The following is a 16,679-nucleotide window of genomic DNA, read 5'->3' on the forward strand; positions in this document are numbered from 1 at the left end:
TCCGTTGGCATTCTATCACTATACAAGTTTATCTTTAGCTGATCTCTCTTCCCTTCTCTCGAAACGCATTTGGGAAGAGAAAAAAAAATCCCCACTCGCTGCACCGATCGTCATCATCCCCAATTTGAATATGCGCAAATGGCTTGACCTCCATTTGGCAAAAATCAGCGGACTTTCCACTCACATAGAATACCAGTTTTTGGAGAAATTTTTCGAAAGGTATTATATAGAACGTTCGGGAAGAGCGTATAATCCCGGAGAGTCATATTTTTCAAGTTATGCGAATGGGCAAAGAAAGATCATTTCTTATCTTTTGGCTGAGGAAAATAAAAAAGAACTTTTCGATTTATCTTCCTATTTGACCAACATGGCTCGGGTTTTTTCCTACAGCACAAAATTGACCTCTTTGTTTAAAGATTACGAATTGAACCGTTCTGCTTGGATCGAAGTTTGGGCGAAGGAAAAATCGATTTCCGTCCCTCGTATCTCCAAAAAACAGTCTCTTTTGCCAGGTAACACATTCAATGCGATACTCCAAAAAAAGATATATCAGGAAGTGATTCTGGACGGAACTTCTTCGATTCCTTTTTTTTTACAGCAGCGTTCTTCAAAACCTTCTTCCGTTCGAGAGACTGCGATCCACCTATTTTGCCTTTCTAACTTGGCCGATACATATTTGGGACTTCTAGAGTCCTTGTCCGTGCAGGATGGAATTTCCGTTTTCTTTTATCAATTTCACAACGGTTCTGATCGGATGGATGCAGGGCAGTCGGATAAAATCGTCAGATGGTCCAAACCTCAAATCGAAATCGCTTCCAGGATTAGAAACATTAAAACGGCAAAATGGGAATCTATCCCTGTGGAAAAAACTTTCCCGAAAGGATTGAAGTTACTTAGAGATTCTTTGAGCGGAATCGGTAGTTCTGTTTCTGATTCACTAAATGGTAATTATGCGACAGAGGACGGTTCGGTTCGGTTCTGGAATGCTCCTTCCGTTTACCGGGAAATGGAGGCGGTTGCGAACGATATTCTCTTCAAAATGAAGAACGATTCCTCTTTGAGTTATCTTGATTTTGCAATCTTACTGACAGATGTTAACTCTTATCGGTCTTCCGTTGAATGGGTATTCGACGGAGGCATTCTTCTGCAAGTAGAGGGATCGGAAATCCCCGTTCGGAAAAAGATCCCATATTCACTTACGGACATCAAGTCGAACGAATCTTCCTATTTGTACAGAGGACTTGCCGATCTTTGGGAAATTTGTTCCGGTAGGGGGATGCGAAAAGAAAATCTTCTTTTTCTTTTAAGGAATCCTCTTCTGCTTTCTCGATTTGAAATAGACGAAGAGACTTTGATTCGTCTGGAAGATCTCATCGAAACTCTAGGTGTCCGTTATGAGGAAGAAGGAAGAGATAAGGAAGCGTATCAAATCTCGGACGGCTTGAAGCGTGCTCGCCTATCTACTGTTTTAGATTCTGATTCTGCATGGGCAAAATGGAAAAAGGCTTTGGTTGTTTTGGAATCTTCGCAAGATCCCGTCCTATTGACTTCTGTGGTCGAATCCTTATTCCAAGTTCGTTCTTATGTAATTCGTTCTTTCCGATCCGGAAATTGGGAAAAAGAAATGTTTTCTCAATTGAGAACTCTTTTGGAATCTGTTTTCGATTTGAGCGATCAGTTTCCGGGAGAAAGTTTTTTATTTCAAAATTGGTTGGAAACGATTTCCGATTGGGAAGGATTACAACTAACAAAAGATCACGATGGCATAGAAATTTTAAAACTTTTGACGGAGCAGTCTTTCGAAAAAATTCCCTTTCGAAAAGGGGAGTATCTAACGGGGGGAGTTACGATTTCTTTACTACAACCGATGAGACCGATTCCTTTCAAACACGTATATATTTTAGGTTTGGGAGAATCCAAATTCCCCGGTTCGGTAGATCGTTCTTCCTTGAATTTGAGAACGGGAGCACCTGAAAACTGGGACTTGAATCGGAGAGAAATTCAAGAATCCCTGCTTTGGGAGTCCGTTCATTCCGCACAAGAATCGATTACTTTTAGTTATGTGGGGAAAAACATCCAAGAAGATAAAACCTTCGAGCCTTGTTCTTCCTTGTTCGAAATTATGGATTCTTTGCACATAAGCACTGCCTTGGAGATCCCTCTGCATCCTTACAGCGAAGAATACATTCATGAAGAGGAAGATCTTCGTTTAGGGAAATTGAGTTTTGATTTTTCCAGAGTATGGGTCAACGGAGATTCATCTTCTCATTCATTGCTCAGCCGTTTTCAAGATCCTAAAGAGCTGGAAAAATTGAAAGCGTCCGAACCTCCTTCTTCCGTTGATTTGAAGGAACTTTCCCGTTTCTTAAGCGATCCTCTCGATACTTATCTCAAAAAAAGAATGAAGATGTATGCGTTAAGTGATGAAGAGGTCGAAGAAGAGGGCGAATTTTTCGATCTTCCTGCTTATGCGGAATCAAGAATATTAAAAGAAGTTCATTCTTCCATTTTCCCCGACTTGGTATCGGATGAAAGATGGGATTGGTCTGAGAAAAAACTTATTTCTGTTATCGGTGAGATTCTTGAAAAAGAAAAGGCGGAAGCCAAATTTCCCGGATCCGTCTTTTTTAAAGTTAAGGAAAAAGAGCTGTTGCGTTATTCCGTTCTTGCTTCCGAAATTCTTTCCGATTGGAAAGAACGATTTCAAGGAGGCACATTCTATCGTCACTTGAGTTTAGGCGATACAGGTCTTTCCGAATCCGTCTGTAAAAAACTGCCTTCTCTTTCTTTGGATCTTACAAACGGCTCCCGATTGGAGATCGTAGGAGAATGGGAGAATGTGATTGAAAAGGACGGAGTGTTGTATTGGCTCAGTTCCAAATCTTGGGAGACGGAACCTACTTACGATGGTTATAAACATTATAAGGATTATTGGGAGAAGATGAGTTTTCCTTTTCTCAGTTTGATCGCCGTTTCTTCACAAGAGGAATCTTCCTTGGAAATGTTTAATTTGAAATCGAGACCTAAACAGGATGAGGATGAAATAAAAAACAATAGTTATGTGCTAAAATACAAAAAGGATAAAAAGCAGGCATATCGTGAATATTTGACATCCTTAGCGGAATTGTATCTTCAGGAAGATCCGGTATTTTTTCCCAGATACGCTTTTTTACAATATTATCAAAATGAAATGTTCGAGAAGGTAGGGAAAAAGAGAACATTCGTTCGAGAGAAATATGAGGATGAAGCCGCTTGGAAGCGTTTTTTGAAGGATGAGGCCGATTTTATTTCTTCTCGTCTTTCCGACACGGTTCGACTGTATCCCGGAACCGAATCTTTGATTTTAAAAACTTCTATTCGTTATGCGGAAAAATTTTATCAGCCATTTTTGGATTGGAAACTATAATGCAGCGTCCTTTCCCTTTCAAACATAGTTTTATAGAAGCTTCCGCTGGTACTGGAAAAACGTTTACGATTATGGAAATCGTATCCGATCTCATCCAGGTTCATAAAATACCTGTATCTGAAATTTTGATTTTAACTTTTACCCAAAAAGCCGCAGGAGAATTAAAAGACCGTCTTCGAAAGAAATTGATAGAAGAGAATTTAACTAAAGAATTGCGGGAGATCGAAGAAGTCACTATTTCCACGATTCACGGTTTTTGCAATATGATTCTATCCGAGTATCCCATTGAAACGGAATCGATCGAATCGTGCCGATTAACTACGAACACCGAAAGAGCTAAAGAAGCATTGTATCGAATTCAACATTCTCTCTGGGAAGGAGTAGACTTCGGTTCGAAATCGGGTTTTAACAGGGATGAGATTCTCGAAAACCTCATCATTGAATCCGATTTTTTAAATAAGAAAGATCAAATTCTGTATGCCGCAGAACGTTTATTAAGTGAGAAAAGTTATGTTTACGAACCTGTTTCTCCTTGGACTGCTTCCAATTTCAATCAAAACACTTCTATTTTGGTTAAAACTTTGGTTCAGGAGGATTTTGCATCCGGCAAATGGATCAGCTATGACCAGATGATTCTGAACGTAAATCGTTCTTTGAAAAAAAATCCTTCTTTAAAAGAATCTCTTCAATCGAGATACAGGGTGGGAATTCTGGATGAATTTCAGGATACTGATAAGGCTCAATACGAGATTTTTTCAGGCTTATTTTTAGATGCGAACGACAAAGCTTTGTATTTGATCGGAGATCCGAAACAGTCCATCTATTCTTTCCGAGGTGCGGATATAGGCACCTACTTTAGAGCAAAACAAGAGTTAACGAATCTAGGTGCAAATTCATTCGCATTGGATACGAACTTTCGATCCGTTCCCGAATTGATTTTAGGATACAATGAAATCATCGAAACCGTTTTTCCTATAGAGGAAGTAGGGGAAAACATCGATTATACGTCCGTATTTGCGCCTTCTCTGGATAAATGTAAGATCAAAAAATCGAACACCGATCAAGCCGCCTCTGTCCAGCTCATTCAACTTTCTGAAGAGAAGCTCGGTCTTGGAAAAGCAAGGGATCTTTGGATCACTGCGATCGCTGATGAAATTCTTCAAATATTAAGTAAATCTAATTTAGATTACGAAGAGAAAACCAAGGAAGGGACTTGGATACGGAAAAATATCAGAGCGCAGGACATTGCCGTTCTGGTGGATAAAAAAGAAAACGGCCATTTGGTCGGTCAAGCTTTGAAAGAAAGAGGAATTCCTTTTACCCTTTACAAACAACAGGGAATTTACGCCTCGCAAGAGTCGGATCAAATTCTGAATGTGCTCAACTGTCTGTCAGATCCGAACAATCCGTCCTCATATAGAAAATTATTGATTAGTGATTTGTTCCAGATTCCTCCTGAGTTTCTTCAGGCTTTCGACGAACATTCCATCTCTTCTTATGAAAAGACGATTTTGGATCATTGGAAAAGTTTGGCAAGATCGAGAAGGTTCGCTGAGTTGTTTCGATCGATAGAAGAAGGGACTCGCATCTTTCTAACGGAAGAAGCAAAGGATATTTTTTGGGAAAGGAAAAGAACCAATTATAGGCAGATCTTTCAGAAACTTCTTGTCTTTCAGGTTCAGAACCATGCCGGTTTATCCGAAGTTCTGGAAGAACTCAAGAGATTACGAACGGAAAAAGCGAATGAAGCCGAACTTCCATTATATGAAAAGGAAACGGAAAAAGATGCGGTTCAAATTCTAACCATTCATGCTTCTAAAGGTTTGGAATGGCCGATCGTTTTTTTCTTTCATTTGAAAGGTTACATGACTACTTATACGAGTTATGAATACAGAACTTCCGATTCTGAAGATTCCCGCACGATTTATCGTTTGGATCTTTGGGACAAGGAGGATAAAGCGTATAAAGAACAGCTTCATAGAGAAGACATTCGAGTGACTTACGTAGGTTTGACGAGACCTAAACTTCGTTTGTATCTTCCTTATTTTCCGGTCGATTCCAGAACCAATTCCTTTTATACCAAATTTATGATTCCTTCTTTGAATCAAATCTTGGAATCGGGATCGAAAAATATAGAGAAAAAAGAATGGAAACCTCTTTCGAATTTTTCCTCTTCCTCTTTGCATGAACCCGCTCGAAAAGCCGGGTCTTTTGTTCCCCTTCTGTTTTCTGAATCCGATCTTCCTAAGACAATTGTTTTAAACAGTTATTCTTCCATCAAATCCAAGGATAGTTCTTCCTTTACCGGTTCCGGTCTTATGGAAGAGGATAAAGTCATTTCAAAGTTAGATGATGAAATAAGAACCGATCCTTTATTTGAAGATCTGCTTCCTTCTTCCGCAAATACAGGTTCTTTTCTACATAAGCTGTTGGAAGAGTTCGATTTCCTTTCTTTCGATACGAAGTCGTATCAAGATCTGGGAAATAACGAAAAACTTATCTCTAGAATCTCACATTATATCGATAGATTTGGATTAGGTGCTGATAAAGAGAATTATCTATCCAGAACTTTGGAGATCCTTTGGAACAGTTTGCACGCAAATTTGACGGATCGGGACGGGCTTTCTTTCTCGCTTAAATCTCTTTCTAAAGCGGATCAAGTTTGCGAAATGGATTTTCATTTGGATTTAAGCCGTCCTCCTTATTCCGTTCCCGGGCCGGGAAGTTTTTTAAAGGGTTCCATCGATTTGGTTTTTTTATGGAAAGGCAAATACTATTTAGCGGATTATAAATCCAATTTGCTTCCCGATTACTCTCCTTCCACGATTCGACAGGTGATTTATAACAGGGAAAATCAATACAATCTGCAAAGAGATATTTACGCATTGATTCTGAAAGAATATTTGGAAAGAATTTTCGGTGCGGAGGAAGCTTATAAAAAGTTAGGTGGAGTTTATTATTTATTTCTGAGAGGGATGAAATCGGGCGAAAATAAAGGCGTTTATTTCGATGGGAATTGGAACCGAGAAAGGATCTCTCTCATTGAAAAAGAAATCGGAAGAAGGATTTTATTATGAGCGAAATGTTCCTTTCCCGATTGAAGGACGATCTAACTTCTCTTACGAATCTTTCGGAAGACATCGAACCTATCCTAACGGAACTTTGGCTGGCGGAAGAAGAGGGTAACCTTTGTATTCCTGTCAAAGAAGAATGGAAACATCTTTTGAAGAAAAATCCTGTTGGTTTGGTTCAGGAGAAGATTAAGGGAGAAACGTTTTTATTTTTTTCAAAGACACATTCTACGAAATCGGTTTTAGAAACCCACTTAAAACAGAGAATTCGTCATGCCGAAACAAAACAGTCTTCGGAACAAATTCCCGATTTCCAATCCTTGTTAGAAGATTTGGAAAGAAATAGTTTCCAATTGAAGGAAGGCCAAAAAGAAGCGGTCCTTACTTCTCTTAGATCCGATTTTCAAATCATCAGCGGCGGGCCGGGGACAGGGAAAACGACTGTGGTCGCTTTCATTCTGGAGATTTTGTATCGGTTGGGAAAACTGCCTTCTTCCGATCAGTTGGCACTTGTTGCTCCTACGGGAAGGGCTGCTCAAAGATTGACCGAATCAATTCAGGAAAATTTATCTAAAATCGCAGGGCTTAGAGAAGAGAACCGATTTCTAAGAGGGCAAACCATTCATAACTTGCTTTCTTATAAACCACAGTTAAATGGTTTTTATTATAATCAGGAGAGATATCTTCCTCATAAAATGATTCTTGTGGACGAAGTGTCCATGGTGGATGCGGATTTAATGAGATCCTTATTGGAAGCATTGCCTCCTTTGAGTCACGATCTAAAGTTGATTTTGATTGGAGATCCGAACCAGTTACCTTCCGTAGAAAAAGGAGCAGTGTTGGGGGATTTTCTGACCGCTTTGAAAAACAAAAAAGGATTCGTTTCTCATTTAACGGAAAGTAATCGCCAGAAGCCGAATGCAAACGGCAAAGTTTCCAGAATCGTAAGTTTGGCCGAGGAGATTTTATCTTCTTCCGAACCTAAGTACGAAACCAAGTCGAAGAACAAAAAAGAAATCAATCAGCCTGATCTTTTTGCACCTAAAGAAGATAACGAGGAAATCAAATCCGTTTCCGCGCTGGGAGAATCGTTTCCTTATCCCAGTGAAGTAGTTTGGTTTAATCTTGAGCTCAATCAGGTTAAGTTAAATTCATTTCAAGAAAGGGAAAAAATCGTATATCATATTTGGAAAAAATTTCTTTATCCTCAGATCATTCGAATCTCCGGCTGGCAAATTCAGGATAAGGAAAAACTGAACGACTATTACGACGATTTCACGAAAGAAATCAAACGATTCAGATGCCTTACCGTATATAGTGGTTATGCGGGAGTTGCCGGAATGCAGGAACAAATCGCTCTTATCGCAAAACGAAGCCTTAATCTTCAAAAGGAAAAATCCAGAATTTATATTCCTAGAAAAAAACTCTCGGAAAGAACCTATTACGTCGGCCTTCCTCTGCTGATCACTGAAAACGATAAAAGTCGTAAATTATTCAACGGCGATATCGGTTTGGTATTGAAGATTGAAAACGAATTAAGGGCCGTGTTTTCCATTGAAAATCAATTGTTTCATTTCGCTTTGGATACGTTACCTCCTCATAAAGAGGCGTACGTTTTGACCGTTCATAAAAGCCAAGGTTCAGAATATGATACCGTTTTCTTTTATCTACCTCCCGAAAACCAGAAGGATGAAAATCAAACCTCAAAACGTCTTCTTACGAAACAAATTCTTTATACGGGACTCACTCGTGCGAGAAACCAAGTCATTTTGGCGGGATCTATCGAGTCTTGGAAGTTCGGAATTCAAAATCAAGTGCATCGACAAACTGGATTTCAATGGTTGGAGGAAAAGTAGATTGAATCGTTTTTCTCTTTTGCTCTTACTTTGTATCTTCATTTCGTTTTGTCAGCAGGCGGATGAAGAGCCTGAGGTGACTTCTGCTCCTCCGATCCCTCCTAGAGTTGCCGTTCCTTTTCCGGAAGCAATGTACATTCAAAACGGGTGTTCTGCCTGTCACGGAGAGAGAGGAGATGGGAGGGGAGCTCTTTCCGGTAAACCTAATATGGGTTATCTGCCGAATTTTAATGAACCCTCCACGTATCGAAACGGGACTTCTATCGACAAAATCAGTAAATCGATTGTAAAAGGAATTCCCGGAACGATGATGCGTGCCTATCCGAATTTAAAATCGAATGAAGTAAAAGCGATTGCGGAATACATTCATAAGATGCAGTGACTTCAAAGAGATTCCCAAACGGGAATGACTGTGGCGGAACCTCCGTCCCATGTGATCTTAGTATGAAAATGTTTTTCTTTGCGGATGCGGGGAACTTTGGCTCCGTTGACATAGAAGGTTCCTCCCGTATAGATCATCGTCTCTCTTTCCTTTTTGAACTCGTGTACGAAATGGTGCATGTGGCCGGAAAGAACTGCAGGAACTTTTTTGCCTTGGTCCTTTGCATATTCCACAGCGATTGCCAAATCCAAATCACCTCCGTCTCCTCCTTCCTTCTTGTAGTCTGCGCCGTATATGGAAGTTTTTCCGCTTCCCAAACCTTGAGGTCCGTTATGCGATAGAAAGAAAATGTTTTTTTGAGTAGTGGAATCGATCAGTTTTTTATACTTCATTACGGAGGTTTCCATATCTGCGATAAAGTAATGTTTTGCGAGATTTCTTGCGAAGTTGAAACCTCCTCCCATGGAATGAGGGCGGCCTACGATCAATGCCAAGTCTTTTTCTTCGGACAGAACAAGAGAACTGTAACCGGTGAGTGCGATGGGACGTATCTTTTCAGAGAAAGATTTCATCCTGCGTGCATAACCGAAACTTCCTAAAAATTTCAAAACTTTGCTGTCAGTCGCTTCTCCTAAAACTCCGATTAGGTTGGTTCCGTCCCAGTTTCCTGGGATCAGATAGGCCTTTTTTGTGAGACCTTCGAATTTGGTTTCCTGAAACGGATTTTTTGTTAGGTGAAATCCTCCGAAATCACCTGTGAAGAAGATGGCATCGTAATCGGACTCGTTGAAATATCGATTGTCTTTTTCGTCCCAAAACCCGTGAACATCGCCGATCAATGCAAATTTCATTTTACTTCCTCAACCCGGAGAGTCCGTCTCTCAGAACCTTTTCATTCTTTCCACCTAATCGAATGAATGCGGTTGGCTTTCCCAAAGGAGATTCCGTTTCTACAAAACTTCCTCCTGAAAAAACCTCATTCGTCCAAATGTGTTGCCATTCTCCTGCGGGAAGATAGGCTTTGACTTTGGTCGCTCCTGAAGAAGTGACAGGTACCACAAGCAGATCATCTCCTAAAAAGAACTGGTATTTTTGCTCGATAAGAACTGCATCTTTCGGTTCCACAAGGAAGTTGTGACGTACCACAGGAAGTCCCGTTTTGAAAGCCTCTTCTTCGAGGAGTTTTAAATATCCTTTTAAAGCGAAATGAAGCTGTCCGATTTTGGCGAATATGGAAACCGTCTCCTCATCGGACAAGGAAGAGATTCCTTTTTCAGTGGTGTATTGGTAGACTTGCCAATTTTTCAAAGGACGGTTTCCCTCATGAGTTCTGAATACAGGGCTGAATGCGGAAAGTTCCGCCCATCTTAAAAGAAGTTCCTTTGGTCTGTGGTAGTTCCTAAGCGGATTAGAAATTGTGGTATATCCGCCGATATCGCTGTGGTTTAGCGCATAACCACTGATACCTGAAGAGGTGAGTCCTAAGATGCTGGAAGGAAGACCGTCGTGAGTTCCCCAACTTACCAGTTGATCGCCTTCCCAGAATAAGGTGGAATATGCATTCGAATAACTGTAACCTGCTCTGGTAAAAAATACGATTTTTCCCTCTTTGCCCGCTTCTTTGATCGCCTCTTTATTGATTCTAGCCCAGTCGACTGGATACCTATTGTGATACACTTTCGCATCCACACCGGAATGTAAGACAGCATCGTAAGGCAACCATTCTCCGAAATCCGCCATCCAACCGGACAAACCAGCTTCGATCATATTTTTTTTGATGATTTCCTTGGTCCATTTCACAGCCGCAGGATTGGTAAGATCGATCAGATAAGCGGGAAAGCCCACTGTCTGGATGAGATAGTCTTCCCCTTTGGAATTTTTTACCAAATAACCTTTGTTTTTTGCTTCCGTAAGCATAGGATTTGTGAAATCGTCACCGCCCGGTTTTTTTGGATCGGTATCGCCCAGAAAGGAATTTATATAACCCAATACATGAACGTTTTTGGAGTTCATCTCCTTTACGAATTTTTTGAAATCCGGATAAAGAGTTTCATCCGCATACCAGCGCCATTTCAACTGATCTCCGAAATTGGTGACTCTTCTTCCGCACCAATCTTGGATCCAAAGAGCAGTCACGGGATTTCCCGCCGTTTTCGCTTGTTCTACGATGGCGGAAACTTTTAAAGAACCTCCCTGCACTCCCAGCCAGGTTCCATAAGACCAATCGGGAAGAGGAGAAAATCGTCCTGTTTTTTTCGTATAAGCTTCCACAAGTTCTTTCGGATGGGAGCCGATCCATATATTTCCTTTAAAGCCTCCGTCGAGTTGTGTGTCCCAAAAGTTTATAGTGACGGAGTTGTTTGAAGTCAAATCGAACTCAGAATAACCACTGTTATCAATGAATACGGATCTGTTTTCCGAACTGATGTAGTGGGGGATCGGTGCATAAGTGCTGTATTCGTTCCCTCCTGCACCTGCAAGAAGATTGGCTCCGAAAGTGATCGGTTGATCTCCTCTTCCGACTCCTTGTTCTTCCGTGAATAGGAACGGTTTTTTGCCTTTGAATTCGTTATTGGAGAATTGTTCCCCGAATCCGTAAAATTTTTCTTTAGAGTCTGAATCGTATTTAAACCAAACTCTATTTAGGCGATTGTCGGAGAATACAACGGAGAATTTGATTTCTTTTTCGGAAACAGGAATGATTGTGAAAGTATAATCGGTATTACAGTAGGAACCTTTTAATTTTCCTTTCTGAATGAAATTCCCTTTTTCTACACGGCTTTCTTCTATGAATTGATCGGAACAGAACCTGGAGATGTTTTCTTTGAAACTGAAAGTGGCCATTCTGTATTTCACATTTGCGTTTCCTTCTGCCGCTTGGAGGAAGGGCTCGGACAAAGAAAAAGAAATGAATTCTCTTCCTGTTTTGCTGTGAAGCAATCGAAGTTTTTCTTTGTTTTGTTCAACGGAGAGTTGGGAACCCAAAGGAAAGGAAGCGGATGCCTTTAAAGGAAATTGAATTTGGGTGGTTGTGCAGGAAAGAGTGAAGAGAACTAAAACGAAAGAGAACGAAAGTGGAAATTTTTCTGAGGAAAAGAAACGAGATAAAGGAACGAAGAGAAAAGCCATGACATCCTCCGGGGAAGTCCTATGATTCGTCCTGGCTTTCTTCTTTTCGTAAATTCTTTTTTTAGACTTTCTTACGATCCAATCCGCCGACTCTAGGTGCTCCGGAAGTCACAGCGGTTTTTTGTCCGAATACGGATACTGCTTGTTTTGGCAGGCTGGATTTTCTCCATTCAAACCAAGAACCTTGATAAGTGCTTACGTCGATATAACCTGCTTCTCTCAACATGAGAGCCAAAAGGCAGGAACGAGCACCGTTGTAATCGTAAATGACAGTAGGTCTTTCCGGCATAAAAGGGAAACCGTTCAGCCTTTTTTTGAACAAAGAACGATCGATTAGGTTTGCTTCCGCATCGTAAAGGTTTCTCCAATCCCATAAGAAAGCGCCAGGCAGTCTTCCGCAAAGAGTTCCTTCTTCCGGTGCTGTTAGGCGAGGGAGTCTGCCTTCATATTCGTCCATGGTGCGTGCGTCGAAAATTTGAAGTTTGGTGAGATTTTTTTCCATAAAGGCTTTGTCTACGACGCCTTCCATAGGTTTCACTTTGTCCGCCAAAGGGAGTTCCATTTTCAGAGTTCCCGGCTTTTTGTTTCCTTCGAAAGGCCACTTTTTAGCCAGCACATAACTTTCTTTAATGCCCATGCTGCGAAGTAGGAAAACCATTCTTGTGGAGAACATTCCCATTCCTTCATCGAAAACAATGACTCTTGTTTTTTTGGATTTCTGAATTTCCGCAACGACTGCGGTCATGGGTCCGTAGAGCTTTTTCTGAGATTCGGGGTCAGATCCGAATGCCTTTTTGATAAATGGAAAGTAAAATGCACCTTCCAGAGTTTCTTCTTCGTAAGCGGTTTGTGAACGACAATCGATTAAAAAATCTCCCGCCTCAATCTCTGTTTTAAGAAAGCTCCAGTTCAAAAAAAATCTCCTTATCGGTACATTACTTTCCCCCCCTCTCTTTTTTGAAAGCCTGAAAACCAAAAAAAATAATTACCTATAAAGGTGAGACATAATCCGGAAACAATTCAAGATCCCTTCTTCAATTCTTGGGGGTAGGTGAACCGATATTCTATGTATAATCCCTTGAGCCCCAATATGTTTTCTCAATTTCAACTGACCGTTTTGTCCTTACTTATGCCGCTTTTTTATGCAGGCGCAGGATTAGAGGCCGGTAAAATTCATTCTGGAAAAAAACAAACTTCCTTATCATTGTTATATGAAGAACTGAAAGCGGACGGAAAAATAACTATCGGCGTTCAAATTAAGAATTGGATTCGGAACAAAAACCTATTTGCGTTCCAGGATTCATCCGGCTGCAAGCTGAAAGGATCCGGTTCCTATCAAACGGTTCGTTACTATTCATTGGATTGTGAAAGCGGAAACAAAGAAGGATTGATTCGTTTTTCTCAAGCGAAATTGGAAAAACAAATTCCTCCGGGTCATTTTCGACTGGCAGGATACCATAAGATCGGAAATAAAAATTACCTCGAAGTCGTAATGGGTCCATCCGAAGTCGATAACATCGCAGCGAACCAGACGCACACGTACAATAAGAACGATTTGGAATTCGATTATCCCGGCACAAAGTCTGTTTTTACCAGCAAAACGGAAAAGAAAAACAGCTTCCGAGAACTGAAGAACCCCAATTTGATTTATTTTAAAACGATCGCTTACGACGAAAACAGAAGAAAAGAATCACCTAGCAGTATTGAGGTGTTTTTTGATGATACATGTCCTCTTTTGTTCCAGGAAGTAGATGAAAGTTTTTATTGGGATAATACGATCTCTTATGTTTTTCAAATCTCCTGTGTGAAGAACACTCCGTACGCACTTGTGCGGGTTCCAGGAAATCCCGCAGGGAAACTGGAAGTTTCAGGAGTTGTTTCCGGAAATCCTGCGAAGGGAGATCGTTTTTTCGCAAAATTGAAAATGAGAAAAATCACGAATGAACAGGCTTTTTGGGAGGAGCATAAACTTTTTTATGAATAGAAATACATTCATCTCCTTTGTCTTATTTATCTTTTTTTCTTTCTCCCTTTTCTCTCAAAACAAAGAGGAAGATGTGGGAGTGGAGGATATCTTTCGTTCCGTGGTCCTGGTTCGAAACGACGGTTTTTCCTCCGAAAATAAAATCCAGCCTTGGATGAAAAAGAACCTAAGTACCGGACTCGGTTCGGGACTTGTGATTTCGGATCGTTTGGTTCTTACGAATGCACATGTGATTCAAGATGCGAAACGAGTCACAGTGCGAACGGGAGTGAGCCGCAAAGAATATCCTGCGGAAGTGAAATTCATCGGTTACGATTGTGACTTGGCACTTTTGGAAGTGAAGGATAAAGAATTCGAAAACAATACCGATTCTTTGAGTTTCGCAGATATCCCTCCCGCGCTCGGCTCCGATTTGTTAGTGTTAGGCTATCAAAACGGTCAGGAAAACTTAACCGTAGAAAAAGGTTCCGTTCTTCGTTATGAAAAGAACCGTTATAGTTTTTCCGGTCTTGATTTTAGAAATGTGATCCGAATCCATGCCCATGCCCAACCAGGAAATTCGGGAGGACCTGCCATTCAAAACGGAAAGGTTGTGGGACTTTTGTTCCAAATCAGCAAGTTGGGAAAAGACATCGCTTATCTGATTCCTAACGATATCATTCAGCATTTTTTATCCGACATCAAAGACGGAAAATACGACGGATTTCCTAACTTAGGATTCACTTTTCAAGGAGGGACTCCGGTAAGTTTGAAGCAAGCTTTGCGAATCCCTGCGGAAGAGTCCGGAATTTTCGTGAATCGAGTGTACCCTCAGTCTACCTTCTCGTCGTTATTGAAAGAGAAGGACTTTTTAGTAAGCATAGACGGATTTAACATCAGCAACGAAGGTGAAATCAACCAGACAGGGAAAAAAGAATTCATCATCGAATACATCGAAGGGAAACAGTTAGGCGCTAAAATCAATTTAGAGGTGTACCGCTCAGGTAAAAAATACCAAACGGAAGCAACATTGCAGAAAAATTTCTCTTTGGAACTTTACAGGGAAAATTCGGATCATTATCTTCTTTCCGCGGGATTTGTATTCCAGCCCGTTTCCAGATCTTTTTTCAATTCTGAAGAAGGAGATTTGGACAGTTCCTTAAAATACCACTACAGTTATTTCATTCAGGATCTACTCTATCGTTATACGAACAGGGATATTGTTCTTAGTTATACGTTCGACGATCCTGAAACTGCCAAATACAAAAAATATAAATTCAAAGTTTTGGAATCTATTAACGGAGTGGTGCCGAAGGATTTGGATCATTTGAAACAAATCTGGAAAGAAAATTCCAGGAATTTCATCGTGCTCCGTTTCAGAGGAATGGATCTTCCTATTGTTTTGCGGCCCGAATCCGTGGAACAAATCAATGTCAGAGTTAAAAAAAGATACGGAGCTAATTATGAAACTCTGTAAAGCCGCAGTCGTTTTTTGTTGTTTGTTTTTGCATTCGTATCTGTTTTCCGTTTCTTTGGAAGACAGCAATTCGGTAGATGTAAGGATCACCTTTCAAAAGGTCAGCCATCAGAATCCCTGGATGATCGGAGAACCTTTCGTGAAAAAGGGAACTGCCATTCATTTGGGAGGCGGTCAGTTCTTTACGATGACATTGGCACGTCAAAAACCCATTTTCGCTGAATTCGAATCTTTGGATTTTTCCGTTCCCAAATTAAAAGTTGCCGCATACGATCCTGAAACAGGTTTCACATTACTTCAATCAGTCGATACGGAGAAACTTTCCAAAAAAATCTCCCTAGACGATAAGTCTGCGAAAAAACTTTGTTCGACCGGAAAATCCAGATATGTGCAGTTGCCTTTTTCCAAAACGCCCATCAAGGTTTTTCTTTTGGAGAAAAAGGAAGCGGACGAACCCAATTTCATTTTCAATAAATCTTTGTTATGTGGTATTAGCTATTCCGATTTTCTGATTCCTACGGAATATGTTCGTTATTTTTTCAACGAAACCGGATCCGTTCGATCCTTCCCTCATCCCGGCTGGACGTTCGATGTTCAATTGACTCCTTCCGAAAAGGAATATTATTCCAAAGATATAGGAAGAGGAGTTCTAGTGTCGGAAGCGGTTCCAGGAGTCGGCCCCGCATACAGCTTGTTTCCCGGAGACATCGTCATAGGAATCGGGGAAAGTTCTTTGGCTTCTTTGAACGATTGGGATCGTTACGACAGAGTGATGGATTTGATTTTAAGGGACGGAGCTGGAAATCTGAAAAAGGCAGGATCAAAAACGGATCTTACCGTCTACCGCAACCATACAAAAGTTAAGGTATCTTACCCTCTTTCCCGTTATAAAACGGATGCGTTCCTGATTCCTGATGAAGCTCCTGAACAAAAACCTTTGTATTTCATCATAGGAGGGTTCTTTTTTACGGAACTTTCCGGATCTTATCTGAAGGAATTCGGAGCGGAATACAGAGTAAAGTCCGAGAAAAAGTTAGTTTATCTTACCGATTTTTATCAGAAAAAAACGCACCCTGTTCGCGAGAAGATCGTTATTTTAAGCAGGGTTTTTCCTTTGGAAGGAAATTTAGGATATCATGAATTTCAGGACTTGATTTTGGAAAAAGTGAACGGAGTTAGGATTACTTCACTTTCACAATTGAAAACCAAAATCGAAACGGACGACATCGATTATTTTGCCTTCGAGTTTTCGGGAGGAAAGTTTACCGTCTTTACTAGACGGGATCTACAAGCCCTTCAGTCGGAACTCCAATCCGCCTATAAAATCGACCGCTTTCAGAATTTGCAAGATTAAGCACATCTCCGAAAAAATCGATTTACAGGAGAACGGAAATT

Annotated in this window: 10 protein-coding genes; 7 read left to right on the top strand and 3 right to left on the bottom strand. The window is 40.7% G+C overall.

Going from position 1 to position 16,679, the window contains the following annotated elements; genetic code table 11:
* Positions 1-4 precede the first annotated feature (4 nt).
* The 4 genes from EHS15_RS18565 to EHS15_RS18580 are packed head-to-tail and all read left to right on the top strand — an operon-like array spanning position 5 to position 8,715.
* Positions 5-3,406, top strand: coding sequence for an exodeoxyribonuclease V subunit gamma (locus tag EHS15_RS18565; RefSeq protein ID WP_135762084.1), 3,402 nt, complete (start codon positions 5-7; stop codon positions 3,404-3,406).
* Positions 3,406-6,483, top strand: coding sequence for a UvrD-helicase domain-containing protein (locus EHS15_RS18570; protein ID WP_135762085.1), 3,078 nt, complete (start codon positions 3,406-3,408; stop codon positions 6,481-6,483). The genes EHS15_RS18565 and EHS15_RS18570 overlap by 1 nt, the downstream gene beginning before the upstream one ends.
* The gene (locus tag EHS15_RS18575; RefSeq protein WP_246052305.1) at positions 6,480-8,333 is read left to right on the top strand and encodes an ATP-dependent DNA helicase; all 1,854 of its coding nucleotides are present in this window, start codon (positions 6,480-6,482) and stop codon (positions 8,331-8,333) included. The genes EHS15_RS18570 and EHS15_RS18575 overlap by 4 nt, the downstream gene beginning before the upstream one ends.
* A gap of 1 nt (position 8,334) precedes the next feature.
* Positions 8,335-8,715 (top strand): c-type cytochrome, encoded by a 381-nt coding sequence (locus EHS15_RS18580; protein WP_135762086.1) that lies wholly within the window; start codon positions 8,335-8,337, stop codon positions 8,713-8,715.
* 2 nt (positions 8,716-8,717) lie between these two features.
* On the opposite strand, the gene EHS15_RS18585 is transcribed toward EHS15_RS18580, so the two are convergent.
* The 3 genes from EHS15_RS18585 to EHS15_RS18595 all read right to left on the bottom strand — a co-directional run bounded on the left by EHS15_RS18585 (position 8,718) and on the right by EHS15_RS18595 (position 12,757).
* Positions 8,718-9,566: a metallophosphoesterase gene (locus EHS15_RS18585; protein ID WP_135762087.1), complete on the bottom strand. Its 849-nt coding sequence runs from the start codon at positions 9,564-9,566 to the stop codon at positions 8,718-8,720.
* A 1-nt stretch (position 9,567) separates the two neighbouring features.
* The gene (locus EHS15_RS18590) at positions 9,568-11,844 is read right to left on the bottom strand and encodes an alpha-glucosidase (RefSeq protein ID WP_135762088.1); all 2,277 of its coding nucleotides are present in this window, start codon (positions 11,842-11,844) and stop codon (positions 9,568-9,570) included.
* A gap of 61 nt (positions 11,845-11,905) precedes the next feature.
* Positions 11,906-12,757: a sulfurtransferase gene (locus tag EHS15_RS18595; RefSeq protein ID WP_135762089.1), complete on the bottom strand. Its 852-nt coding sequence runs from the start codon at positions 12,755-12,757 to the stop codon at positions 11,906-11,908.
* Between the two features lie 153 nt (positions 12,758-12,910).
* Between EHS15_RS18595 and EHS15_RS18600 the strand changes: the two genes are divergently transcribed.
* From EHS15_RS18600 to EHS15_RS18610, 3 genes are read left to right on the top strand one after another with little or no spacing between them, the layout of a single operon-like run.
* A complete protein-coding gene (locus EHS15_RS18600; protein WP_135762090.1) occupies positions 12,911-13,828 on the top strand; it encodes an LIC11113 family protein in 918 nt (305 codons plus the stop codon).
* The gene (locus tag EHS15_RS18605) at positions 13,821-15,284 is read left to right on the top strand and encodes a S1C family serine protease (RefSeq protein WP_135762091.1); all 1,464 of its coding nucleotides are present in this window, start codon (positions 13,821-13,823) and stop codon (positions 15,282-15,284) included. Before EHS15_RS18600 ends, EHS15_RS18605 begins: the two co-directional genes overlap by 8 nt.
* The gene (locus tag EHS15_RS18610; protein ID WP_135762092.1) at positions 15,271-16,638 is read left to right on the top strand and encodes a PDZ domain-containing protein; all 1,368 of its coding nucleotides are present in this window, start codon (positions 15,271-15,273) and stop codon (positions 16,636-16,638) included. Before EHS15_RS18605 ends, EHS15_RS18610 begins: the two co-directional genes overlap by 14 nt.
* Positions 16,639-16,679 lie beyond the last annotated feature (41 nt).

Source organism: Leptospira idonii (assembly GCF_004770995.1).
In the GTDB taxonomy this organism is placed as follows: Bacteria; Spirochaetota; Leptospiria; order Leptospirales; family Leptospiraceae; genus Leptospira_A; species Leptospira_A idonii.